Source organism: Rhodanobacter lycopersici, from assembly GCF_040812335.1.
Lineage (GTDB): Bacteria > Pseudomonadota > Gammaproteobacteria > Xanthomonadales > Rhodanobacteraceae > Rhodanobacter_A > Rhodanobacter_A lycopersici.
In genome coordinates, this window is record NZ_JBFOHK010000001.1 from 539,164 (window position 1) to 561,925 (window position 22,762).

Annotated in this window: 21 protein-coding genes; 8 read left to right on the top strand and 13 right to left on the bottom strand. The window is 66.7% G+C overall.

Going from position 1 to position 22,762, the window contains the following annotated elements; all coding sequences use genetic code 11:
• Nucleotides 1-49 precede the first annotated feature (49 nt).
• The 11 genes from truD to cyoA form a co-directional block, all read right to left on the bottom strand.
• Complete coding sequence (gene truD, locus ABQJ54_RS02495) at nucleotides 50-1,066, bottom strand: tRNA pseudouridine(13) synthase TruD (protein ID WP_367852688.1); 1,017 nt, start codon at nucleotides 1,064-1,066, stop codon at nucleotides 50-52.
• 42 nt (nucleotides 1,067-1,108) lie between these two features.
• Nucleotides 1,109-1,588, bottom strand: a complete 480-nt coding sequence (gene ispF / locus ABQJ54_RS02500; protein ID WP_367852689.1) for a 2-C-methyl-D-erythritol 2,4-cyclodiphosphate synthase — start codon at nucleotides 1,586-1,588, stop codon at nucleotides 1,109-1,111.
• Complete coding sequence (ispD, locus tag ABQJ54_RS02505; protein ID WP_367852690.1) at nucleotides 1,585-2,277, bottom strand: 2-C-methyl-D-erythritol 4-phosphate cytidylyltransferase; 693 nt, start codon at nucleotides 2,275-2,277, stop codon at nucleotides 1,585-1,587. The genes ispF and ispD overlap by 4 nt, the downstream gene beginning before the upstream one ends.
• The gene (ftsB, locus tag ABQJ54_RS02510; protein ID WP_367852691.1) at nucleotides 2,274-2,624 is read right to left on the bottom strand and encodes a cell division protein FtsB; all 351 of its coding nucleotides are present in this window, start codon (nucleotides 2,622-2,624) and stop codon (nucleotides 2,274-2,276) included. The genes ispD and ftsB overlap by 4 nt, the downstream gene beginning before the upstream one ends.
• Nucleotides 2,625-2,642: 18 nt before the next feature.
• Nucleotides 2,643-3,956 carry a phosphopyruvate hydratase gene (gene eno / locus ABQJ54_RS02515; RefSeq protein ID WP_367852692.1) on the bottom strand — a complete coding sequence of 438 codons (1,314 nt, stop codon included), beginning with the start codon at nucleotides 3,954-3,956 and terminating at the stop codon, nucleotides 2,643-2,645.
• A 54-nt stretch (nucleotides 3,957-4,010) separates the two neighbouring features.
• A complete protein-coding gene (gene kdsA / locus ABQJ54_RS02520; RefSeq protein WP_367852693.1) occupies nucleotides 4,011-4,844 on the bottom strand; it encodes a 3-deoxy-8-phosphooctulonate synthase in 834 nt (277 codons plus the stop codon).
• Entirely contained in the window at nucleotides 4,841-6,511 is a 1,671-nt protein-coding gene (gene pyrG, locus ABQJ54_RS02525; protein ID WP_367852694.1) for a CTP synthase, read from the bottom strand. The genes kdsA and pyrG overlap by 4 nt, the downstream gene beginning before the upstream one ends.
• Nucleotides 6,512-7,399: 888 nt before the next feature.
• Complete coding sequence (gene cyoD / locus ABQJ54_RS02530; RefSeq protein ID WP_367852695.1) at nucleotides 7,400-7,747, bottom strand: cytochrome o ubiquinol oxidase subunit IV; 348 nt, start codon at nucleotides 7,745-7,747, stop codon at nucleotides 7,400-7,402.
• Nucleotides 7,747-8,361, bottom strand: a complete 615-nt coding sequence (gene cyoC / locus ABQJ54_RS02535) for a cytochrome o ubiquinol oxidase subunit III (RefSeq protein ID WP_367852696.1) — start codon at nucleotides 8,359-8,361, stop codon at nucleotides 7,747-7,749. Before cyoC ends, cyoD begins: the two co-directional genes overlap by 1 nt.
• 2 nt (nucleotides 8,362-8,363) lie before the next feature.
• The gene (gene cyoB, locus ABQJ54_RS02540; RefSeq protein WP_367852697.1) at nucleotides 8,364-10,379 is read right to left on the bottom strand and encodes a cytochrome o ubiquinol oxidase subunit I; all 2,016 of its coding nucleotides are present in this window, start codon (nucleotides 10,377-10,379) and stop codon (nucleotides 8,364-8,366) included.
• A 3-nt stretch (nucleotides 10,380-10,382) separates the two neighbouring features.
• On the bottom strand, nucleotides 10,383-11,303 hold the full coding sequence (gene cyoA / locus ABQJ54_RS02545) for a ubiquinol oxidase subunit II (RefSeq protein ID WP_367853553.1): 921 nt from the start codon (nucleotides 11,301-11,303) through the stop codon (nucleotides 10,383-10,385).
• Between the two features lie 247 nt (nucleotides 11,304-11,550).
• On the opposite strand from cyoA, the gene ABQJ54_RS02550 reads away from it, so the two are divergent.
• The 6 genes from ABQJ54_RS02550 (at nucleotide 11,551) to ABQJ54_RS02575 (ending at nucleotide 18,119) form a co-directional block, all read left to right on the top strand.
• A complete protein-coding gene (locus ABQJ54_RS02550) occupies nucleotides 11,551-13,350 on the top strand; it encodes an aminopeptidase P family protein (protein ID WP_367852698.1) in 1,800 nt (599 codons plus the stop codon).
• A 164-nt stretch (nucleotides 13,351-13,514) separates the two neighbouring features.
• Nucleotides 13,515-15,404, top strand: coding sequence for a DNA topoisomerase IV subunit B (gene parE / locus ABQJ54_RS02555; RefSeq protein ID WP_367852699.1), 1,890 nt, complete (start codon nucleotides 13,515-13,517; stop codon nucleotides 15,402-15,404).
• Between the two features lie 122 nt (nucleotides 15,405-15,526).
• A complete protein-coding gene (locus ABQJ54_RS02560) occupies nucleotides 15,527-16,084 on the top strand; it encodes a sigma-70 family RNA polymerase sigma factor (protein ID WP_367852700.1) in 558 nt (185 codons plus the stop codon).
• A 9-nt stretch (nucleotides 16,085-16,093) separates the two neighbouring features.
• Nucleotides 16,094-16,819, top strand: a complete 726-nt coding sequence (locus ABQJ54_RS02565; protein WP_367852701.1) for an anti-sigma factor — start codon at nucleotides 16,094-16,096, stop codon at nucleotides 16,817-16,819.
• 125 nt (nucleotides 16,820-16,944) lie between these two features.
• Nucleotides 16,945-17,505 (top strand): fasciclin domain-containing protein, encoded by a 561-nt coding sequence (locus ABQJ54_RS02570; RefSeq protein WP_367853554.1) that lies wholly within the window; start codon nucleotides 16,945-16,947, stop codon nucleotides 17,503-17,505.
• 92 nt (nucleotides 17,506-17,597) lie between these two features.
• Nucleotides 17,598-18,119, top strand: a complete 522-nt coding sequence (locus tag ABQJ54_RS02575) for a 3-hydroxyanthranilate 3,4-dioxygenase (protein WP_367852702.1) — start codon at nucleotides 17,598-17,600, stop codon at nucleotides 18,117-18,119.
• Nucleotides 18,120-18,183: 64 nt separating this feature from the next.
• On the opposite strand, the gene ABQJ54_RS02580 is transcribed toward ABQJ54_RS02575, so the two are convergent.
• Nucleotides 18,184-18,735, bottom strand: coding sequence for an NUDIX hydrolase (locus tag ABQJ54_RS02580; RefSeq protein WP_367853555.1), 552 nt, complete (start codon nucleotides 18,733-18,735; stop codon nucleotides 18,184-18,186).
• Between the two features lie 160 nt (nucleotides 18,736-18,895).
• On the opposite strand from ABQJ54_RS02580, the gene ABQJ54_RS02585 reads away from it, so the two are divergent.
• Nucleotides 18,896-20,380: an amino acid permease gene (locus ABQJ54_RS02585; protein WP_367852703.1), complete on the top strand. Its 1,485-nt coding sequence runs from the start codon at nucleotides 18,896-18,898 to the stop codon at nucleotides 20,378-20,380.
• A gap of 75 nt (nucleotides 20,381-20,455) precedes the next feature.
• On the top strand, nucleotides 20,456-21,913 hold the full coding sequence (locus ABQJ54_RS02590; RefSeq protein ID WP_367852704.1) for an amino acid permease: 1,458 nt from the start codon (nucleotides 20,456-20,458) through the stop codon (nucleotides 21,911-21,913).
• A gap of 439 nt (nucleotides 21,914-22,352) precedes the next feature.
• On the opposite strand, the gene ABQJ54_RS02595 is transcribed toward ABQJ54_RS02590, so the two are convergent.
• The gene (locus ABQJ54_RS02595; RefSeq protein WP_367852705.1) at nucleotides 22,353-22,685 is read right to left on the bottom strand and encodes a high-potential iron-sulfur protein; all 333 of its coding nucleotides are present in this window, start codon (nucleotides 22,683-22,685) and stop codon (nucleotides 22,353-22,355) included.
• Nucleotides 22,686-22,762: the final 77 nt, after the last annotated feature.

Genomic DNA, 22,762 nt, shown 5'->3' on the forward strand with positions numbered 1-22,762 from the left:
GCAGGATGCACTTCGCGGGCATCGATAAAGGCGCCCTTGATTGTCCGCCCTACGACGTAGCAGCCACTTCCCGCACCACCACCGTCGCATACGCCCCCGCCGGCAGTTCGAACGACAGCTCCAGCGCGTCGTCCGCCAGCCAGCGCCAGCGCAAGTCCTTCGGCAACAGGCGCAGCGGGCGGCGTTCCTGGTCCATGCGCGCGGCGGCGATGCCTTCGGCGAGGTCTGCATGAGCGGCAGCGACTTCGCGCTCCAGCAAACCTGCCTCGCCCGTGGCGGGCGGCTCGCCCTGCCCCCACAACGGGCCGGACGGATGGATGTCGCCGCTGGCCAGGCGCTGCGCCAGCGTGTCGTTGTACGGCTCCGGCCCGAACCAGGAGCGGGAACCGGCCAACGACCAGATCTCGCCATCCAGCGGCGCATCCCACACGCCACGTTCGACGCGTTCGGCGAGCACGCTGTTGAAGATCTGCGAGCGCGCGGCGGAAAGCAGGAAGCCGCGCTTGTCGCGGTCCACCCGGCGCCCCGCGAACATCGCCCGCGCCTGCGCGAGATTGCCGCCTTCGCGGCCGAAGCGCTGCTCGCCGAAGTAGTTCGGCACGCCGCGCGCGGCGATCGCGGCCAGCACCTGTTCGGCACGTTCGCGCTCACCCTGCACTTCACGCAGCACCAGCACGAAACGGTTGCCTCGCAGCGCTCCGCGCTTGAGCTTGCGGCCATGGCGCGTGGCAGCCAGTACCTTCACTTCCGCATGCGGAAACACGGACCAGTCCAGGTCAGGCTTGCCTGCCAGTTGCACGGAGAACGTCTGCCGGGTCACCGCATGGCGGTCCTTCAGGCCCGCGTAGCCCACTGCCAATGGCGGCACGCTGGCGAACTTCGCCAGCTCGCGCGCCACCCAGTCGGTGTTCGCGCCGCGCTTCTCCACCCACAGCAGCGCATGCTCGCCGTTGCCGTCGGCGTCATAACCGAGAATTTCCTCGACCACGAAATCCTCGGGGGTGCTGCGCAGGCGTGCGGCGAGCGGCGGTGTGCCGTACGCGAAAGGCAGTTCGGAATCGGACATGATGCTCCGCCGGCCGTGCCGGCATGCAAAAGTTCAAAAGGCTCAGCGGTGCTCCAACAGCACACAGGCCTGGGCGGCGATGCCTTCGCCGCGGCCGGTGAAGCCCAGCTTTTCAGTGGTGGTGGCCTTGACGCTGACGCGGCCGGGTTCGCACTCAAGGTCGGCGGCCAGGTTCTCGCGCATCGCCTGCGCATGCGGCCCCACCTTCGGTGATTCGCCGATCACGGTGACATCGGCATTGCCCAGCGCATAGCCGTGCTGCGCCATCAGCAGTGCCGCGTGGCGTAGGAACTGGCGGCTGTCGGCGTTGCGCCAGCGCTCGTCCGATGGCGGAAAGTGTCTGCCGATGTCGCCCAGCGCCAGCGCGCCGAAAATCGCGTCGCACAAGGCGTGGATCACCACGTCGCCGTCCGAGTGTGCGACCAGCCCGTGGCTGTGGGCGATGCGCACGCCACCCAGGACGACGTGGTCGCCTTCGCCGAACGCGTGCACGTCGAAACCGTTGCCGATACGAATGCTCATGCCGTCCTCGCCAGCAGGAATTCGGCCAGCGCGAGGTCCGCCGCCGTGGTCACCTTGATGTTGTCCTCGGCGCCCTCGACCAGCAGCGGCCGGAAGCCGGCCAGTTCCATCGCCATCGCCTCGTCGCTGACCGGCCGGCCGTCGAGCGCCACCGCGCGCAACGCGGCGGTGAGCTCGCCGCGACGGAACATCTGCGGCGTGAAGGCCCGCCAGCGCTGCTCGCGCGGTTCGGTGGCGAGACTGCACCCGCCTTCGTCCGCGCGCTTGAGCGTGTCACGCAGCGGCGCGCCAAGCAGGCCGCCATCCGCCTGCGCCGCCCGTTCGATCAGGCGCACGATGTCCGTCGCACGCACACAGGGGCGCGCGGCGTCATGCACCAGCACGAAGTCGGCGTCATCTACCCCGGACGGCAAGGCATGCAGGCCCGCCAACACCGAATCGCTGCGTTCGGCGCCGCCGATCGCGGTGCGCACCGGCTTGCCGCGCAGGGTCGTGATGCCTGGCCAGTGCTCGTCCTTCGCGCCCAGCACCACCACGAGGCCGGCGATGCGCGGATGCGCGGCCAGCCGCTCCAGCGTGTGTGCGATCAGCGGCCGCCCGGCCAGTGGCAGGTATTGCTTGGGGCAGTCCGCGCCCATCCGCGTGCCGCGCCCGGCGGCGGGCACCACACACCACAAGGTGGCGCTCATTTGACGACGCCACCGGTGGCGCCGCCGGGCCGGGCCGGCGGCGGCAGGGGCAGCGTGCTGCTGGCGCCCGCGGGCTGGTTGTCGATCTGGTAAAACGTCTCGCCCGGCTTGATCAGGCCCAATTCGGTGCGTGCACGCGCCTCGATCGCCTGGTCGCCATGCTTGAGGTCGGACACGTCGGCGGCCAGCGCCTGGTTGCGCTGCTGCAGGCGCGTGTTCTCGTCGGTCTGCTTCTTGATCGACACGCGCAAGCCGTCCACCTCGTGCATGCCGCCGTGCGCGGACCACAGTTTCAGCTGCAGTCCGATCAGCAGCAGGAGCAGAACCAGGGCGATCCAGCGCAGCATGGGCCGGGGCGCGCCGGGTCAGCCCGGCAGGTGGTCGAGGCTCACGAAAGCCGTGCGGCCCGCATAGCGCGCCGCCGTGCCCAGCGCTTCCTCGATGCGCAGCAGCTGGTTGTACTTGGCCACGCGGTCGGTGCGGCACAGCGAACCGGTCTTGATCTGGGTGGCGGTGGTCGCCACCGCGATGTCGGCGATGGTGGTGTCCTCGGTCTCGCCCGAGCGGTGCGAAACGATCGCCGCGTACTTCGCCGCGTCGGCCATGGCGATGGCTTCCAGCGTCTCGGACAAGGTGCCGATCTGGTTCACCTTGATCAGGATGGCGTTGGCGATGCCCTTGTCGATGCCTTCCTTGAAGATCGCCGGATTGGTGACGAACAGGTCGTCGCCCACTACCTGGATGTTCTTGCCGATGGCGTCGGTGAGCAGCTTCCAGCCATCCCAGTCGCCTTCGGCCATGCCGTCCTCGATGGTGACGATCGGGTACTGCCTGGCCCAGCCGGCCAACACATCGACCCACTGTGCGGAGGTGTAGAGCTTGCCCTCGCCTGCCAGGTCGTACTTGCCGTCCTTGAAGAATTCCGAGCTGGCCGCGTCGAGGCCGAGCAGGATCTCGCTGCCAGCCTTGTAACCGGCCTTGTCGACGGCCTCGAGGATGGTATCCAGCGCCTCGATGTTGGAACGCAGGTTCGGCGCGAAACCACCCTCGTCACCCACCGCGGTGTTCAGGCCCTTGCCCTTCAGCACGCTTTTCAGCGCATGGAAGATCTCCGCGCCGGCGCGCAGCGCCTCGGCGAAGCTGGACACGCCCACCGGCAGCACCATGAACTCCTGCACGTCGACGTTGTTGTCGGCATGCGCGCCGCCGTTGATGATGTTCATCATCGGCACCGGCAACGCGCCGGGCTTGCCGGTGGTGCCGTTGATCTCCGCCAGGTACTGCCACAGCGCCTGCTTGCGCTGCGCCGCCACCGCGTGCGCGGCGGCCATCGACACGCCGAGCAGCGCGTTCGCGCCCAGCTTGCCCTTGTTCGGGCTGCCGTCGAGCTGGATCAGTTTCGCATCCAGGCCACCCTGGTTGGCTGCATCGAAACCCTTGAGCGCGCTGGCGATCGCACCGTTGACGTTGCCCACCGCGTGCTTCACGCCCTTGCCGAGGTAGCGCGCCTTGTCGCCGTCGCGCAGCTCCACCGCCTCCCGCGTGCCGGTGCTGGCGCCGCTGGGCACCGCGGCGCGGCCGAAACCGCCACCGGCCAGGGTGACTTCGGCTTCCAGTGTGGGATTGCCGCGCGAGTCGAGGATTTCACGGGCGTGGATGCGGGTGATGTCAGTGCTCATGCGGTTCCAGTCCAGAAGTGGCGATTCAGGGGCGATCCGAGGCGGGCCTCGGCATCACAAGGTGTTTTCGAGGAAGCCGTGGCGCTTGGTCACGGCGTCCAGTTCCAGCAGGGTCTCCAGCAGGGCTTCCATCTTGTCCAGCGGCCAGGCGTTGGGGCCATCGGAGAGTGCCTTGCTCGGGTCGGGGTGGGTTTCGGCGAACAGCCCGGCCACGCCTGCGGCCACCGCGGCGCGCGCCAGCACCGGCACGAACTCGCGCTGGCCGCCGGAGCTGGAGCCCTGTCCGCCCGGCAGCTGTACCGAGTGGGTGGCGTCGAACACCACCGGGCAGCCGGTCTCGCGCATCGCGCTGAGGCTGCGCATGTCCGAAACGAGGTTGTTGTAGCCGAAACTGGCGCCGCGCTCGCAGACCAGGATGTCGTCGTTGCCTACGGCCTTGGCCTTGGCCACCACGTGCTTCATGTCCCAGGGAGCGAGGAACTGGCCCTTCTTGATGTTCACCGGCTTGCCGGCGCGCGCCACCGCCTGGATGAAATCGGTCTGGCGGCACAGGAAGGCCGGAGTCTGCAGCACGTCCACCACCGCGGCGACTTCGCCGAACGGGGTGTATTCGTGCACATCGGTGAGTACCGGCACGCCGATCTGGCGCCTCACCTCGCCGAGGATGCGCAAACCCTCTTCCATACCCGGGCCACGGAAGCTGGTGCCGGAGGAACGGTTGGCCTTGTCGAAGCTGGACTTGAAGACGAAGTTCACGCCGAGCCTGGCGGTGATCTCCTTCAGCTTGCCCGCGGTATCGAGCTGCAACTGCTCGGACTCGACCACGCAGGGACCGGCGATCAGGAACAGCGGCTGGTCCAGGCCAACTTCGAAGCCACACAGCTTCATGCCACGTGCTCCTTAGCCAGCTTCACGCCCTCGCGCACCGCCTTGCATTCGCGCGCGGCACGCACGAAGCCGATGAACAGCGGGTGGCCATCGCGCGGCGTGGAGGTGAACTCCGGATGCGCCTGGCAGCCGAGGAACCACGGATGCTTCTGCTGCGGCAGTTCGACGATCTCGACCAGCAGGTCGTCCATCGACTTGCCGGAGATCACCAGGCCGAGGTCCTCGAACGACTGGCGGTAGCGGTTGTTGAACTCGTAGCGATGGCGATGGCGCTCGCGCACCACTTCCTGGCCGTACATCTCGCGCGCCAGCGTGCCGGCCTTGAGCCGGCATTCCTGCGCGCCCAGGCGCATGGTGCCGCCGAGATCCGAGCGCTCGCTGCGCTGCTCCACTTCGCCACTGGACGTGGTCCACTCGGTGATCAGCGCTATCACCGGGTTCGGCGTGTTGCGGTCGTTCTCGCTGGAGTCGGCGTCGGCCAGGCCGGCCACATGGCGGGCGAAGTCGACCACCGCCGCATGCATGCCGTAGCAGATGCCGAAGTACGGCACGCCATGCTCGCGGGCGTACTTCGCGGCCATGATCTTGCCTTCGAAGCCGCGCTTGCCGAAGCCGCCCGGCACCAGGATCGCATCCATGCCGCCGAGCACCTTGGCAGCGCCTTCGGCCTCGACCTGCTCGGAATCGATCCACTGCAGGTTCACCCGCGTCTGCTGCTTGATGCCACCGTGGCGCAGCGCCTCGCCCAGCGATTTGTAGGCGTCCTTGTGTTCCACGTACTTGCCGACGATGGCCACGGTGACCTCGTCCCTCGGGTGCACCACGGCGTCCACCGTGCGCTGCCACCCGGAAAGATCGGCCGGCTTGGCGTCGAGGCCCAGCTTTCGCACCACGATCTCGTCCAAGCCCTGTTGATGCAACCACAGCGGGGTCTTGTAGATCACGTCCACGTCCACCGCGCTGATCACCGCGTTCTCGGCCACGTTGGTGAACAGCGCGATCTTGCGCCGCTCGCCCTCGGGCAGCGGCTGCTCGCTGCGGCACAGCAGGATGTCCGGCTGGATACCGATCGAGCGCAATTCCTTCACCGAATGCTGGGTCGGCTTGGTCTTGATCTCGCCGGCGGCCTTGATGAACGGCACCAGGGTGAGGTGCATGAACAGGCACTTTTCCGGGCCGTGCTCGATGCGCAGCTGGCGGATCGCCTCCAGGAACGGCAGCGACTCGATGTCGCCCACCGTGCCGCCGATCTCCACCAGCGCCACGTCGAAGCCGCGGGTGGCCTCGTGGATGCAGTGCTTGATCTCGTCGGTGATGTGCGGGATCACCTGCACGGTGGCACCCAGGTAATCGCCGCGGCGCTCCTTGCGGATCACGCTCTCGTAGATCTTGCCGGTGGTGATCGAGTTCTTGCCGGTGAGCCGGGTATGGACGAAGCGCTCGTAGTGGCCGAGGTCGAGGTCGGTCTCGGCGCCGTCGTCGGTGACATAGACCTCGCCGTGCTGGAACGGGCTCATGGTGCCCGGATCCACGTTGATGTAGGGATCGAGCTTCATCATGGTGACCGAGAGGCCACGCGCTTCCAGGATGGAGGCCAGCGACGCCGCGGCGATGCCCTTGCCAAGCGAGGACACCACACCGCCAGTGACGAAAATCAGGGGGGTCATGGAATGCAGCCGTGCTGGAAATACATATTCTAGCGGCAGTCGGCCTCCGCCGCGAGATGTCGCGGTGGGCGGATTCATCCGGAATTGCGGTTGCGGGGTTCGTTTTGCCTTGCGGGAGACGAGTAATTGACTGCCTTGCTCACGAGGAACAAAGCGGTTTCGGTCGCCTGCCGGCGCCCGAGTCACTTTTCTCTTGTGTGGCCAAGAGAAAAGTAACCCAAAGAGAAGGCCACCCCGGTTGGCGCTTGCCGGGCTCCTGCCCGGCAAGTCCGTGAGGCGGGGCCGGGCTTTTCGAGCGGGCTCCTGCCCGCGCGAAAAGGCGAGCCCCTCCCTGGGCTCGCCCGCTGCGCGGCCTTTTCGTCCCCGCCTCACCGCCGCCCAGGGGCCCCACAAGAGCAGGCGCGCTTCCCGCGCGCCAGAAGCCGAAGCCAGAGCGCCGCAAGCTCGCGGCTTTCGCTTTGGCCGTTGCTTCTGCGCGCCGGGAGCGCGCTGCTCTACCCGGGGCCCCTATGGCGCGGCGGGCGGGTGGCGAAAAGTCCGCAGGATGGCCCGCAGGGATGCGGGCCAGTTTTTCGCCGGGACAGGAGTCTCGTCGAAAAACCCCGGAACCCGCCTGCGCACCCGCAGGGCAGGAGGCCCAGAGGGCGCGTCATCAGGGTGTGGTTTCCTCTTGGTTCCTTCTCCTTGACTCCGAGCCTCCTGCCCTCCGCCCTTCGGGCCAGCTGCGCTGCTCACCACTGCATCCTGCAGTGGTGTAGACAAGCAAAGGAGAAGTAACTCGGGCGCCGGCAGGCGCTCGAAACCGCTTTGAAACTTGCGTCGTCACCCAAACAAAACCGGCGGCCCCTCGCAAAGCCGCCGGCAGCAGAACAATCGGGAATGCCAGCTTCAGCCGTGCGACATCCCCGGCATCATGTAGGCGTTCATGTTGTGCAGCACCCACAGCGAGCCGATCACCACGATGGCGATGAAGACCAGCGCGCAGACGGCCACCATCAGGTTCTCGCGCTGCTCCGGGGCGATGCCCATGTGCAGGAAAAAGCCCAGCTGCACCAGCACCTGGGCCACGCAGAACACCATCAGGCCCGGCACGACCAGGTGGTGCGGCACCATGCCGGTCATCACGCAGCCGAAGGACAGCAGGGTGAGCACGAGCGACAACCCGAAGCCGACCATGTAGGACGAAAGCGAGCCGTGCTTGCCGCCGTGGGCGGCTTGTTCGTGAGCGTGCGACATCACAGCACCCCGTGCAGGTAGACAAAAGTGAACACGCAGATCCAGATCACGTCGAGGAAGTGCCAGAACAGGCTGAGGCAGGACAGGCGGCGCCTGACGAGGCCGTCCAGGCCGTAACGGCGCACCATGTCCAGCATCACCACGATCCAGATCAGGCCGCAGGTGACGTGCAGGCCGTGCGTGCCGACCAGGGTGAAGTAGGCCGACAGGAATGCGCTGCGGTCGGGACCGGCGCCCTCATGGATCAGGTGGACGAACTCGTGGATTTCCATGCCCACGAAGGCCGCACCGAACAGGAAGGTGATCGCCAGCCAGGCCAGCACCTTGCCGCGGCGCCCGGCGTGCATGTTCAGCATCGCCATGCCGAAGGTGAAACTGGAGACCAGCAGCAGCATGGTTTCGCCCAGCACATACTTGAGATCGAAGATCTCCTTGCCGGTCGGACCGCCCGCGTAGGAATGGGCCATGACGGCGAAGGTGGCGAACAGACCCGAGAAGATCAGGCAGTCGCTCATCAGGTAGATCCAGAACCCCAGCAGGGTCTTGGAGCCGTCGTCGTGGTGCTCGTGGTGGCCGGCGACGTCGTGGCCGGCGGTGATGACGGAAGTATTCATGCTCAGGCCACCTTCTGCTCGGCGGGAGCGGCACCCACCTGGTCAATCAGCTTGTGCAGCGGCACCAGCCGCTCGCGCTCGATCTTCTCGACCTCGGCGCCGGGTACGTAGTAGTCGACGTCGCGGTCGTAGGCGCGCACGACGAACGAACCGACCATGCCGACCAGGCCCAGGATCGCCAGCCACCAGATGTGCCAGATCAGCCCGAAGCCCAGCAGCGTGGCGAAGCCGCCCATCACCACGCCCACGCCGGTGTTGCGCGGCATGTGGATGTCGGCGTAGTGCGCATGGCGCGGGTAGGCGCGCTTGTGCTCCTTGTCCGCCCAGAACTGGTCCAGCTCGGTGATCTGCGGCTCCACGGCGAAGTTGTAGAACGGCGCCGGCGAGCTGGTCGCCCACTCCAGGGTGCGGCCGCCCCACGGGTCGCCGGTAAGGTCGCGGTTGCTGTCGCGGTTGCGGATGCTCACCGCGATCTGCAGCACGGTGAAGCCGATGCCGGCCATGATGATCACCGCACCGATCAGGGCCACCACGAAGTACGGCTGCCAGGCGACGTTGTCGTAGTGCTGCATGCGGCGGGTGGCGCCCATGAAGCCGAGCAGGTACAGCGGCACGAAGGCCACGTAGAAGCCCACCAGCCAGCACCAGAACGACCACTTGCCCCAGCGTTCCTCCAACTTGAAACCGGTGGCCTTGGGGAACCAGAAGTTCAGCGCGGCCAGGCAGCCGAACACCACGCCGCCGATGATCATGTTGTGGAAGTGCGCGATCAGGAACAGGCTGTTGTGCAGCACGAAGTCCGCGCCCGGCACCGCCAGCAGCACGCCGGTCATGCCGCCGATCACGAAGGTCACCATGAAGCCGATCGTCCACAGCACCGGCACGGTGAAGCGCACACGGCCGCGGTACATGGTGAACAGCCAGTTGAACACCTTCACGCCGGTGGGGATCGAGATCACCATGGTGGCGATGCCGAAGAACGCGTTGACGTTGGCGCCCGAACCCATGGTGAAGAAGTGGTGCAGCCACACCAGGAAGGACAGGCCGCCAATCGCCACCGTGGCCCACACCATCGACTTGTAGCCGAACAGCGGCTTGCCCGAGAACGTGGAGATGATCTCGGAGAACACGCCGAAGCACGGCAGCACCAGGATGTAGACCTCGGGATGGCCCCAGATCCAGATCAGGTTCACGTACATCATGGCGTTGCCGCCAAGGTCGTTCGTGAAGAAGTGCATGCCGAGGTAACGGTCGGCACCAAGCAACGCCAGCGTCACGGTCAGCACCGGGAACGCCGCCACGATCAACACGTTGGTGACCAGCGCGGTCCAGCTGAACACCGGCATCTTCATCAGCGTCATGCCCGGGGCGCGCATGCGCAGGATGGTGACGATGAAGTTGATGCCGCTGAGCGTGGTTCCCAGGCCTGACAGCTGCAGCGCCCAGATGTAGTAGTCCACGCCGACGCCCGGACTGAACTGCAGCTCGGACAGCGGCGGATAGGCCAGCCAGCCGGTGGTGGAGAACTCGCCCACGAACAGCGACAGCATGATCAGCACCACGCCCGACGCCGTGAGCCAGAAGCTCAGCGAGTTCAGGAACGGATAGGCCACGTCACGCGCGCCGATCTGCAGCGGCACCACCAGGTTCATCAGGCCCACGATGAACGGCATCGCCATGAAGAAGATCATGATGGTGCCGTGGGCGCTGAAGATCTGGTCGAAGTGGTGCGGCGGCAGGTAGCCCTGGGCACCGCCGGCGGCCAGCGCCTGCTGGCCGCGCATCATGATCGCGTCGGCGAAGCCGCGCAGCAGCATCACCAGCGCCAGGATGACGTACATGACGCCGATCTTCTTGTGGTCCACCGTGGTGAACCACTCGTTCCACAGGTAACCCCACTTGCGGAAATAGGTGATGCCGCCGAACAGGGCCGCGCCGCCTATGGCCACCATCAGCAGGGTGCCCATCACGATGGGCTGGTCGAACGGAATCGACGAGAGGGAAAGCTTTCCGAACATGGCCTACTCCGCAGCCTTGGCGTGATCGTTGTGCGAGGCGGCGACGGCGACGCCCTCGTGCGTCGGCATGCCTTGCATCGACATGTCCTTCATCGGCGCGCCTTCCGTCGGCTTGTCGCCGGCGGGATTGCCGCCCATGTCCTTGTGCAGGATGTCCTCGAACAGGTCGGGCGCGACCGTCGCGTAGTACGACACCGGCACCTTCTCGCTGGGCTGCTCCAGCGCCTGGTAGGTCGGCAGGTCAAGCGTGGCCGCGCTGGCCTTCGCCTTGGCCAGCCAGTCCTGGAAACCCTGCTGCGAGGTGGCGATCGCCTTGAAGCGCATGTCGGAGAAGCCGGCACCGCTGTAGTTGGAGGACAGGCCGTCGTAATCGCCCGACTCGCGGGCGATCAGGTGCAACTTGGTCTGCATGCCCGCCATCGCGTAGATCTGGCTGCCCAGCTGCGGGATGAAGAACGCGTTCATCACCGTGGCCGAGGTGATCCTGAAGTTCACCGGCGTGTCCACCGGGAACGCGATCTGGTTGACGCTGGCCACGCCGTAGTCCGGGTAGATGAACAACCACTTCCAGTCCATCGCCACTGCCTCGATGGTCACCGGCTTCACGTCCGAGACCAGTGGCTTGTACGGATCCAGCGCATGCGTGCTGCGCCAGGTGATGACGGCGAGGATCGCGATGATGACGCAGGGGATGCCCCACATCACCGCCTCGATCCTGGTCGAGTGCGACCACTTCGGCGCATAGGTGGCCTTGGTGTTGGAGGCGCGGTAGCGCCAGGCGAACCACAGGGTCAGCACGATCACCGGAATCACCACCACGGACATCAGCCCGAGCGCGATCAGGATCAGGTTCTTTTCATGCATGCCCACGTCGCCCTTCGGCGAGAGGACCTCCATGTTGCAGCCGGCGAGGAACACGGCCATACCTGCGCACGACCAGCGCAAGGCGGAAACGACGCTACGTTTGCTCACGAACGACTCTTTGGACGACTTGAAAGGGGATGCCGTGGGGATGCGGCGCGCGCATCGTAGTGAGTGACGGCACGAAATGACACCCTTCCGAGACACAATGCCGCAGCTGAAACATGCTGCGCGATGATCTTGCGCGTTGTCTGCCCCGCGCCGTTGTGGCAAGCATCGTGCGGCAGGCGTGCCTGCTACCATGCCGCGCATGAGCACACCCATTCCCGCCCGGATCGCCGCACTGCGCGCGGCCATGCAGCAGCACGGCATCGCCGCCGTGATCGTCCCCAGCGCCGACCCGCATCTCTCCGAATACCTGCCCGAGCACTGGCAGGCCCGCGCGTGGCTGTCCGGCTTCACCGGCTCGGCCGGCACCCTGGTGGTGAGCCGCGAGCAGGCGGGCCTGTGGACCGACTCGCGCTATTTCGCGCAGGCCGAGCAGCAGCTCGCTGGCAGCGGCATCGTCCTGATGAAGCTGCACGTGCCGCACACGCCCGAGCATATGGACTGGCTGGCCACGCATCTGCATGAAGGCGACCTGCTGGCCGTGGCTGGCGACAGCGTCTCGCTGGCCAGCCTGCGCGCGATGGAAGCCAAGCTGGGCGAACACGGCGTGCGCGTGCGCACCGATCTCGACCTGCCCGGCGCGGCCTGGCACGACCGCCCTGCCCTGCCCCACGCGCGCATCGTCGAACACCCGATCGCCTGGGCCTGCACCTCGCGCGCGGACAAGCTGACGCGCCTGCGCCACGCGCTGCGCAAGCGTGGCGCCACGCATCACCTCGTTTCCAGCCTCGACGACATCGCCTGGCTCACCAACCTGCGCGGCAGCGACGTGGAGTGCAACCCGGTCTTCCTCGCCCACCTGCTGGTCGCGGCCGAGGGCAAGGCCACCCTGTTCGCCGAGCGCGGCAAGTTCGACGATGCCCTGGTCGCGCAGCTTGCCGCCGACGGCGTCGCGATCGCCGGTTATGCCGGCATCACCGGCGCGCTGGCCGAGCTGCGCAAGGGCGACGTCCTGTTGTTCGATCCCGCGCGCGTGGTCTGCGCGATCAGCAACGCGATCCCCGCCGACGTGCAGCGCATCGAGACCGCCAACCCCAGCACCGCGTTCAAGGCGATGAAGAGCCCCGCCGAACTGGACCGCGTGCGCGATGTGATGCGCCGCGACGGCGCGGCGCTGGCCGGCGCGTTCCGCGAGATCGAGCACCAGCTCGCCCAGGGCAAGCCGCTCAGCGAGCTGGACGTGCACCGCCTCGTGCACGCCGCCCGAGCCGCGCAACCGGAATTCGTGGGCGAAAGCTTCGCCACCATCGCCGGCTACCAGGCCAACGGCGCCCTGCCCCATTACCGCGCCACCCAGGCATCGCACAGCGCGCTGCAGGCAAAGGGCCTGCTGCTGATCGACTCCGGCGGCCAGTACCTCGGCGGCACCACTGACATCACCCGTGTGCTGGCGCTGGGCGAGACCACCGCCGAGCAGCGCCGCGACGCCACCCTGGTGCTCAAGGGCATGATCGCGCTCAGCCGCGCCCGCTTCCCCAAGGGCGCCAGCGGCCCGCAGCTCGACGCACTGGCGCGTGCGCCGCTATGGGCCGCCGGCTGCGACTACGGCCACGGCACCGGCCATGGCGTGGGCTACTTCCTCAACGTGCACGAAGGCCCGCAGTCCATCCGTCCGCCAGTGGGCGGCGGCGCGCTGGTGGCGCTGGAGCCGGGCATGATCTCCTCGATCGAACCCGGCCTGTACAAGCCCGGCCGCCACGGCATCCGTCACGAGAACCTCGCCGTGGTGGTCGAAGCCGACCGCACCGAGTTCGGCGACTTTCTCGCCTTCGAGACGCTCACCCTGTGCCCGTTCGACCGCCGCGCGCTGGAGCCCGGCCTGCTCGCTCCCGACGAGCGTGCCTGGCTGGACGACTACCACGCCACCGTGCGCGCCGCGCTGGCTCCGCTGCTGGAAGGCGCCGACCTCGCCTGGCTGGAGCGCCATTGCGCGCCCTTGTGATGTCCACGCAATCTACCGAGTAGGAGCGCGCCCTGTGCGCGAATGCTTTTGTTCCGGTCAACACCAGAGCATTCGCGCACAGGGTGCGCTCCTACAGGGCAAGCCTTGACCTGCCCGCACGCGCCGACCATCCTCCCTCGCCTGATCCCAGCAGACGTTCCCGCATGAGCAGTCGCTACAACGCCGCCGACATCGAAGTCCTCTCCGGCCTGGACCCCGTCAAGCGCCGCCCCGGCATGTACACCGACACCACGCGCCCGAACCACATGGCGCAGGAGGTGATCGACAACTCGGTGGACGAGGCGCTGGCCGGCCACGCGAAATCGATCGAAGTGGTGCTGCATGCGGACGGTTCGGTCCAAGTGACGGACGACGGCCGCGGCATGCCGGTGGACATCCACCCCGAGGAAGGCATCCCGGGCGTCGAGCTGATCCTCACCCGCCTGCACGCGGGCGGCAAGTTCAGCGGCAAGAACTACAACTTCTCCGGCGGCCTGCACGGCGTGGGCGTGTCGGTGGTGAACGCACTGTCGCAACGGGTGGAGGTGACGATCCGCCGTGACGGCAGCGAATACCGCATGGCCTTCGAGCACGGCGACCGCGTCAGCGAACTGGAAGTGGTCGGCACGGTGCCGAAGAAGAAAACCGGCACCACCGTGCACTTCTGGCCCGACCCGAAATACTTCGATTCGCCGAAGATCTCGCTGTCGAAACTCAAGCACCTGCTGCGCGCCAAGGCCGTGCTGTGCGCCGGCCTTGCGGTGAAGCTCACCGACGAAGCCAGCGGCGAAGTCGTCGAATGGCGCTACGAGGACGGCCTGCGCGACTACCTGCGCGGCGAGCTGGACGGCGGCGAAGCACTGCCGGCGGAACTGTTCGTGCACCATGTGGCGCGCGACACCGAAGGCATGGACGTGGCGCTGGCCTGGTTGCCGGAAGGCGAGCTGGTGCAGGAGAGCTACGTCAACCTGATCCCCACCGCGCAGGGCGGCACCCACGTCAACGGCTTGCGTTCCGGCCTCACCAATGCGATCCGCGAGTTCTGCGACATCCGCAACCTGCTGCCGCGCGGCGTGAAGCTGGCGCCGGAGGACGTGTGGGAACGGCTCGCCTTCGTGCTCAGCGCCAAGCTGCTCGATCCACAGTTCGCCGGCCAGACCAAGGAGCGGTTGTCCTCGCGCCAGGCCGCCGGCATGGTGGAGAACGTGATCCACGATGCCTTCAGCCTGTGGCTGAACCAGAACGTGGACACCGGCGAGCGCATCGCCCAGCTCGCCATCGAGCGTGCCAGCGCGCGCCTCAAGGCCGCCAAGCAGGTGGTGCGCAAGAAGATCGTGCAAGGCCCTGCCCTGCCCGGCAAGCTGGCCGACTGCACCTCCACCGACCTCTCGCGCACCGAGCTGTTCCTGGTCGAAGGCGACTCCGCCGGCGGCAGCGCCAAACAGGCGCGCGACAAGGAGTTCCAGGCGATCCTGCCGCTGCGCGGCAAGATCCTCAATACCTGGGAAGTGGAATCGACCTCGGTGCTGGCTTCCGAGGAAGTGCACAACCTCGCCGTGGCGATCGGCTGCGACCCCGGCAAGGACGACCTCACCGGCCTGCGCTACGGCAAGGTGATCATCCTCGCCGATGCCGACTCCGACGGCCTGCACATCGCCACCCTGCTCTCGGCGCTGTTCCTGAAGCACTTCCCGCACCTGGTCAGCGAAGGCCATGTGTTCGTGGCGATGCCGCCGCTGTTCCGCGTCGACGTGGGCAAGCAGGTGTTCTACTGCCTCGACGAGAACGAGAAGCAGGCGATGCTGCAGAAGATCGAGCGCGAGAAGATGAAGGGCGCCGTCAGCGTCACCCGCTTCAAGGGCCTGGGCGAGATGAACCCGCCGCAGCTGCGCGAATCCACCATCCATCCCGACACCCGCCGCCTGGTGCAGCTCACCGTGGACGGCGACGACGGCACCGCGAAGCTGATGGACCTGCTGCTGGCCAAGAAGCGCGCGAGTGATCGCAAAGCCTGGCTGGAAGAGAAAGGCGACCTGGCCACGCTGGAGGTCTGAACCCAACCCACGTCCGGCCGCTTGCCGGCCACCGGTCCAGCCGGCATGCTGTCGCGCATGCCGGCCCTCCTCGCCATCCGCATCCCGCTCCGCGCAACACGCGGGCGGGAAGCGATCGCCGCATGAGCGCCAGTCCGGCCGAGCGCGAAGAACTGTCGCAGATCCTGACCGCTGCCGGCCATGGCGACCAAGGTGCCTTCACCGAACTGTACCGGCGCACCTCATCCAAGCTGTTCGGCGTATGCCTGCGCATGTTGCGTGATCGCGGCGAGGCGGAGGATGTGCTGCAGGAGATCTACACCACGGTGTGGCGCCGCGCGGAAAGCTTCGACCCGGCCCGTGCCAGCGCCATCACCTGGCTGGTCACCCTGGGGCGCAACAAGGCGATCGATCGCCTGCGCCAGCATCGCGAGGCACCAGTGGCGGCCCCATCGATCGCGCTGGACCTCGTCGACGGGCAACCCACGCCCGCCGCGAATGCCGAACGCAGCCAGGAACGCCAGCGCCTCGAACGCTGCCTCGATGCGCTCGAGCCCCGACACAAGGCAGCCGTGCGCGCAGCCTTTTTCAGCGGCGCTACGTATAACGAATTGGCGGCACACTGCAGCGTGCCGCTGGCCACCATGAAAAGCTGGATCCGGCGCAGCCTGATCCGCCTGCGGACCTGCCTGGAGTCATAGGACGGCGCGATGAACACGCCTACCGACCACGATCGCGACGATCTGCGCTACGCCGAGTACGTACTCGGCGTGCTGGATGCCGAGGCGCGTGCCGCGGTGGAGCGGGAGGTCCGCGACGATCCACAGGCCGCCGCGGCCGTCGCGCTGTGGCAACGGCACCTGTTGCCGCTGAGCGAGGACATCCCGGCTGTCGCACCCGCCGATTACGTATGGGCGCGGTTGCAGTCCGAACTTGGCCTCACCCGCGACATCCCGACTCCCGCGCCGACACGCCGACGGCTGTGGGACAACCTGCCCTTGTGGCGCTGGCTCGGCATCGGCGCCAGCGTGCTGGCTGCGGCCTGCCTGGTGATGCTGTTCACCGCGCCGCGCCCGGCGCCGACCGCCATCAGTGCGGGTTACATGGTCTCCAGCATCCAGCAGGACAACGGCGTCGCCGGCTGGACGGCCACGATGGATATCCAGCATGCGCGAATGGTGGTGGTGCCGGCCACCCCGGCAGCGATCGCCAGCAACCGCTCACCCGAACTGTGGCTGATCCCGCCCGGCGGCAAGCCGATGGCTCTGGGCGTTATCGCACGCGACAAACCCACCACCGTGAGGCTGCGCCCCGATCTGCTGGCCAACCTGAGCGCCAAGGCGTTGCTCGCAGTGTCGGTGGAACCGCTCGGCGGCTCGCCCACCGGCCAGCCCACCGGCCCGGTCGTCGCCAAGGGCGCGATCAGCGGCACCTGAACCACTTCCGCTGCGGCTGCATCCATTGCGCCGCAGCCCACGTATCTCCCCGTGCTTCCGCTCCGGAAGTCCATGTCATCGACGAGGGAGATCGCACCATGAAAGTTCTCAGCCACCGTAGCCGCATGCTGTCCGCCGCACTGGCGCTCGCGCTTGCCACCGTCGCCGCCGCCCCGGCCGCCATCGCTGCGCCGCAGGGTATGGATAAAACCGTGATGGTCGGCGGTGCGGCGATGTATCCGTCGCGCAACATCATCCAGAACGCGGTCAACTCGAAGGATCACACCACCCTGGTCGCTGCGGTGAAGGCCGCCGGCCTGGTCGGCACGCTGGAAGGCCCGGGCCCATTCACCGTATTCGCGCCGACCAACGAAGCGTTTGCCGCGCTGCCGGCCGGCACCGTCGACAACCTGCTCAAGCCGGCGAACAAGGCCACCCTGGTAGGCATTCTCACGTATCACGTGGTGCCCGGTCGGCTGACCGCGAGCGACCTGGCCGCGAAGGTCGCCGCCGGTGGCGGCAAGGCTGAACTGAAGACCGTCCAGGGCGAGGATCTCACCGTCAGCAAGGACAGCAGTGGCTGGGCGATCACCGATGCCAAAGGCAACACCGCTCACGTCACCATCGGCGACGTGATGCAGTCCAACGGGGTGATCTTCGTGATCGACAAGGTGCTGATGCCGTAAGCACGGAAACGGAACCGTCCCGGTACGCCGGGACGGTTCCGCCGCGGTGTCTGCAGCGCTAAGGTAGGCGGAGCTTCCACGGATCGCCGCGCATGACCCTGACGCCCCCATTCGACCTCAGGCACTGGATCGACGAGCATCGCCACCTGCTCAAGCCGCCAGTGGGCAACAAGTGCATCGTCGATGGCGATTTCATCATCATGATCGTCGGCGGCCCGAACGCGCGCACCGACTACCACCACGACGAAGGCCCGGAGTTCTTCTACCAGCTCGAGGGCGAGATGGTGCTGAAGGTGCAGGACGAGGGCGTGGCGCGCGACATCCCGATCCGCGCCGGCGAGATCTTCTACCTGCCGCCGCGCGTACCGCATTCGCCGCAACGCATGGCCGATTCGATCGGCCTGGTGATCGAGCGCCGCCGCCTGCCGCACGAGAAGGACGGCCTGCTGTGGTTCTGCGAACGCTGCAACAGCAAGCTGTACGAGGAGTACTTCATCCTCGGCAGCATCGAGCGTGATTTCCCGCCGGTGTTCGAACGCTTCTACCGTTCACGCCAGGCGCGCACCTGCCAGGGTTGCGGCCATCTCAACCCCGCACCCGCGCGCTACGCGTAGGAGCGCACCCTGTGCGCGACGGGCGTTTGATCGAAGCAAAAGCGATCGCGCACAGGGTGCGCTCCTACAGCAAACGCCCCATCCATTTGCGTGCCATGCGCCGCACGGATTCGTCGACATCCGCATCGTCGGCGACCTCACACACCGGTCGCCATGCCAGCCCGAGCGACTCCTCGTTCGCCGCGAACGATTCCCCCACCGTTGCACGCACCACGTAGCGCACGTCGTAATGCCAGTGTTCCGCCTCGTGGCCGCGCGCCGGAATGCGATGGCGGTCGAGGTCGAAGATGCCATCTTCCACGCGCAGCCCGACTACCCCGGTCTCTTCTTCGGCCTCCCGCAATGCCACGCGTGCGAGGTCGGCATCGCCGTCGGCATGACCGCCCGGCTGCAGCCAGCGCCCAAGTTTGCGATGGTGCATCAGCAACACGCGCCGGCCATCCGCGCTGACCAGCCACGCCGAGCCGGTGAAGTGCCCCGCGACGTGGCTGCGCTCGAACACCGACGCATCCGAAGCAAGAAAAACCGCGAAGCCATCGATGGCGCCACCCTCCTCCGGATGGCGCGAGCGATAGTCGCCCAGGGCGGCGGCAAACTGCGGAAAAGCGTGTGACATGACTTGTGGCAGGGGACGCGAAAACAACGCGCATTCTAGCTGCATCGCGTCTTGTACCCCTACAGTCGCTCCGCTATGGTTGGCCGTCCGCCGGCTCGTCGCGTCAGTTCTCGTCGCGGTATGGACGAGCGTGACGTCTTGTATTCCCGGGGAACATCGCATGCTGTTCAAGCGCATCAAGCCGATCGACCAGATCATCGCCACGGCGGAAAAGAAGAGTCTCACCCGCCAGCTCGGCGCCTTCCAGCTCACCATGCTCGGCATCGGCGCGATCATCGGCACCGGCATCTTCGTGCTCACCGCCGAAGCCGGCCAGAAGGCCGGCCCCGGCATGATGGTCGCGTTCGTGATCGCCGCGGTGGTCTGCGCGTTCGCCGCGCTGGCCTATGCGGAACTCGCCGCGATGGTGCCAGTGGCTGGCTCGGCCTACACCTACACCTATGGCGTGCTCGGCGAGGGTGTCGCATGGATCGTGGGCTGGGCGCTGGTGCTGGAGTACACCATTGCCGCCAGCACGGTGTGCGTGGGCTGGGCCGGCTACGTCAACGGCCTGCTCGCGCATGCCGGATTCGGTTTGCCGCACTTCCTGCAGGCGGGCCCGATGGACGGCGGCAGCTTCAACCTGCTGGCCTGCCTGATCGGCCTGGCGATCACCTTCCTGCTGGTGATCGGCACCTCGAAATCGGCCAAGGTCAACACCGTGCTGGTGCTGATCAAGATCATCGCGCTTACTGCCTTCATCTTCGTCGCGCTGCCGGCGGTGAAGGACCAGAACTTCACGCCCTTCGTGCCGAACGGCTGGGGCAGCCCGATGGGTGGCATCGGTGTGCTGGGCGCGGCAGCCTCCATCGTGTTCGCCTACATCGGCTTCGACGCCATCTCCACGGCCGCCGAGGAAACCAAGAACCCGAACCGCAACATTCCGATCGCCCTGATCGGCTCGCTCGGCGTATGCACCATCTACTACCTGCTGGTGAGCTACGCCGCCGTGGGTTCGGTGGGCGCGCAGCCCATGCTGGGCCCGAACGGCTTGGCCCTTGAACCAGGCACCCCGGCGTTTGCCGCGGCCTGCGATGGTTCGCAGGCACTGGTCTGCAGCAAGGAGGCGCTGGCCCACGTGGTGCGCCTGCTCAACCACAACACCGTCGCCGCCTTCATCGCCTTTGCCGCCGGCATTGCGTTGCCGTCGGTGATCCTGACGATGACCTACGGCCAGACCCGCATCTTTTTCACCATGTCGCGCGACGGCCTGCTGCCCAGCAAGCTCGCCAAGATCCATCCGCGCTTCCACACGCCGCACATCATCACCCTGATCACCGGCACCTTCGTCTCGCTGTTCGGCGCGCTGTTCCCGGTGGGCATCCTCGCCGACATCACCAACTCGGGCACGCTGTTCGCATTCATCATGGTGGCCTTGGGCGTGCTGATCCTGCGCCGTACCCAGCCCGAGCGTCCACGCCCGTTCCGCACCCCGCTGCCGTGGGTGGTCTGCCCGCTGGCAGTGATCGGCTGCCTGCTGCTGTTCCTCAACCTGTCGAAGGAAGCCAAGATCACCTTCTTCGTGTGGGGCGCGATCGGACTGGTGGTGTACTACCTGTACGGCTACCGCAAGAGCCACCTGGCCCGCGGCGTCGAGGCGGACTGATTCCCGCACCCGCGCACACCGACTGTCACGCTGCCGGCACGACCACGTCGTGCCGGTTTTACGTCCGGAAGCCCCATGCTCAAGCAACTGCTCGCCCGCAAGACCAATTTTTCCGGCGCTGACGGCGCCCACGGTACCGCGCTGCAGCGCACGCTCGGCCCCTGGGGCCTGACCGCGCTGGGCATCGGCGCGGTGATCGGCGGCGGCATCTTCGTGATCACCGGCCAGGCGGCGGCCGAGCACGCCGGCCCGGCGATCATCCTGTCCTTCGTCATCGCGGCGATCTGCTGCAGCTTCACCGCGCTGTGCTACGCCGAGTTCGCCACCCTGATCCCGATGTCGGGCAGTTCGTATTCCTACGCCTACGCCACGCTGGGCGAGCTGGTGGCCTGGTTCATCGGCTGGAACATGGTGCTGGAATACGGCGTCTCCGCCTCGGCGGTGGCGGTGAGCTGGACCGGCTACTTCACCAGCTTCCTCGACAACATGGGCATGCACCTGCCCGCGGCGCTCACCAATGCGCCGCTGGCCTACCAGGACGGCCACCTCGTCGCCACCGGCGCGCTGCTCAACCTGCCCGCGGTGGCGATCACGCTGGCGCTGACCTGGCTGTGCTACGTGGGCATCCGCGAATCCAGCGGTGCGAACCTGGCGATGGTGATCCTCAAGGTCGGCCTGATCGTGGTCGTGATCGTGGCCGGCTGGCAGTACGTGAACCCGCATTACTGGGAGCCCTTCATCCCGCCACAGCAGGGGCCGGAGAAATACGGCTGGGCCGGCATCATGCGCGCCTCGACCCTGGTGTTCTTCGCCTACATCGGCTTCGAGGCCACCTCCACCGCGGCGCAGGAGGCGAAGAATCCGCAACGCGACCTGCCGATCGGCACCCTGGTCTCGCTGGCGATCTGCACCGTGCTCTACATCGGCATGGCGGCCGTGATCACCGGCCTGCTGCCGTTCGACCAGTTGGGCACCAGCGAACCCGTGGTCACTGCGGTAAAGGCGCATCCGCAGCTGGGCTGGCTGCGCTGGCTGGTGGAGATCGGCGCATTGATCGGCCTGTCCTCGGTGGTGCTGGTGATGATCATCGCGCAGCCGCGCATCTTCATGATCATGGGCAACGACGGCCTGCTGCCGCCGGTGTTCGCGAAGATCCACCCGCGCTACAAGACTCCGCACATCAACACCGTGATCACCGGCCTCGGCATCGCGGCGCTGGCGGCGGTGTTCCCGCTGGACATCCTTGGCGACCTCGTCTCGATGGGCACGCTGATCGCCTTCGTCGCGGTCTGCGCCGGCGTGCTGATCCTGCGCTACACCCACCCCGAACTGCCACGCACCTTCCGCGTGCCGTGGGCGCCGGTGATCTGCACGCTGGGCGTCGTCAGTTGCCTCGGCCTGCTGTATTGGGAGAACTGGTACCAGTGGCTGCTGATGGGCATCTGGACCCTGATCGGCCTGGCGATCTATTTCGGCTACGGCTACCGGCACAGCCAGTTGCGTCGCTCGCAAGCGGGCGTCCAGCGAGCCTGACGCTTCAACACTCTGGAATTTCGCCGAAAATGACGAATTTTCGGCGAAACGTAGTCATAACGACTACTCGAATCTAGAGCGCGATTCTTATCGGGCTTGTGCTGGAAAGCCGAAACAAGTTGTTGTTTTTGAACAACTTAACGGAATCTTTCCGAAAGAATCTCGACTCGCGACCGCCCATTTGGCCCGACCAGGGGTATCATCCCGAGTCCGAGGGTTGATCACTTGGCAGTGGGCCCCGGATCGCCGCCCGGCGCGTCAGGTGGGTAGCTCCTCAGCCTGACGCGCCGGGCAGCACTTTTCTCGCGACACTCCCTTCTCCGATATCAATTGCGCCGCCATCGCGCGCAGTCTGCGCGTGCCTGCGAGATGTCGCACACGAAAAGGCCGGCAACACGTGCCGGCCTCCTGTTGCTTCGATCGGAAGCGCGCCGTGCGATCAGCCTGCTTTCGGCGAATGCGACACGCACCAGCCCTTCGCGTTGACGGCCTTGCCCGGGAACAATGCGCAAGGGCCATAGCCGGTCGGACCGCCGGAGTAGAACTGGCAGTTGGCGCAGTCGTCGCCAGCCTTGTGCTTGGGGTTGGTGGTCTTGCTGGCATCCTCGACATAGCCCAGTGCCTTGGCGGTCGGATCCGCATCGGTCACGTGCGGCAGATCGGCGGCGCGCGCGTAACGCGGCAGTCCGCCCATCACCACCGCAGCCGCCGTGGTACCGGCAGCCACCTTCAGGAAACGGCGACGCGATTCGAGATCTTTTTCGTTCGACATGGGCAAAACCTCCGTCTGTGAAAAATCCGGCGCAGCATGCGGCGGGATGAGTGAAGCACGATGCGGCGATCTTAGCG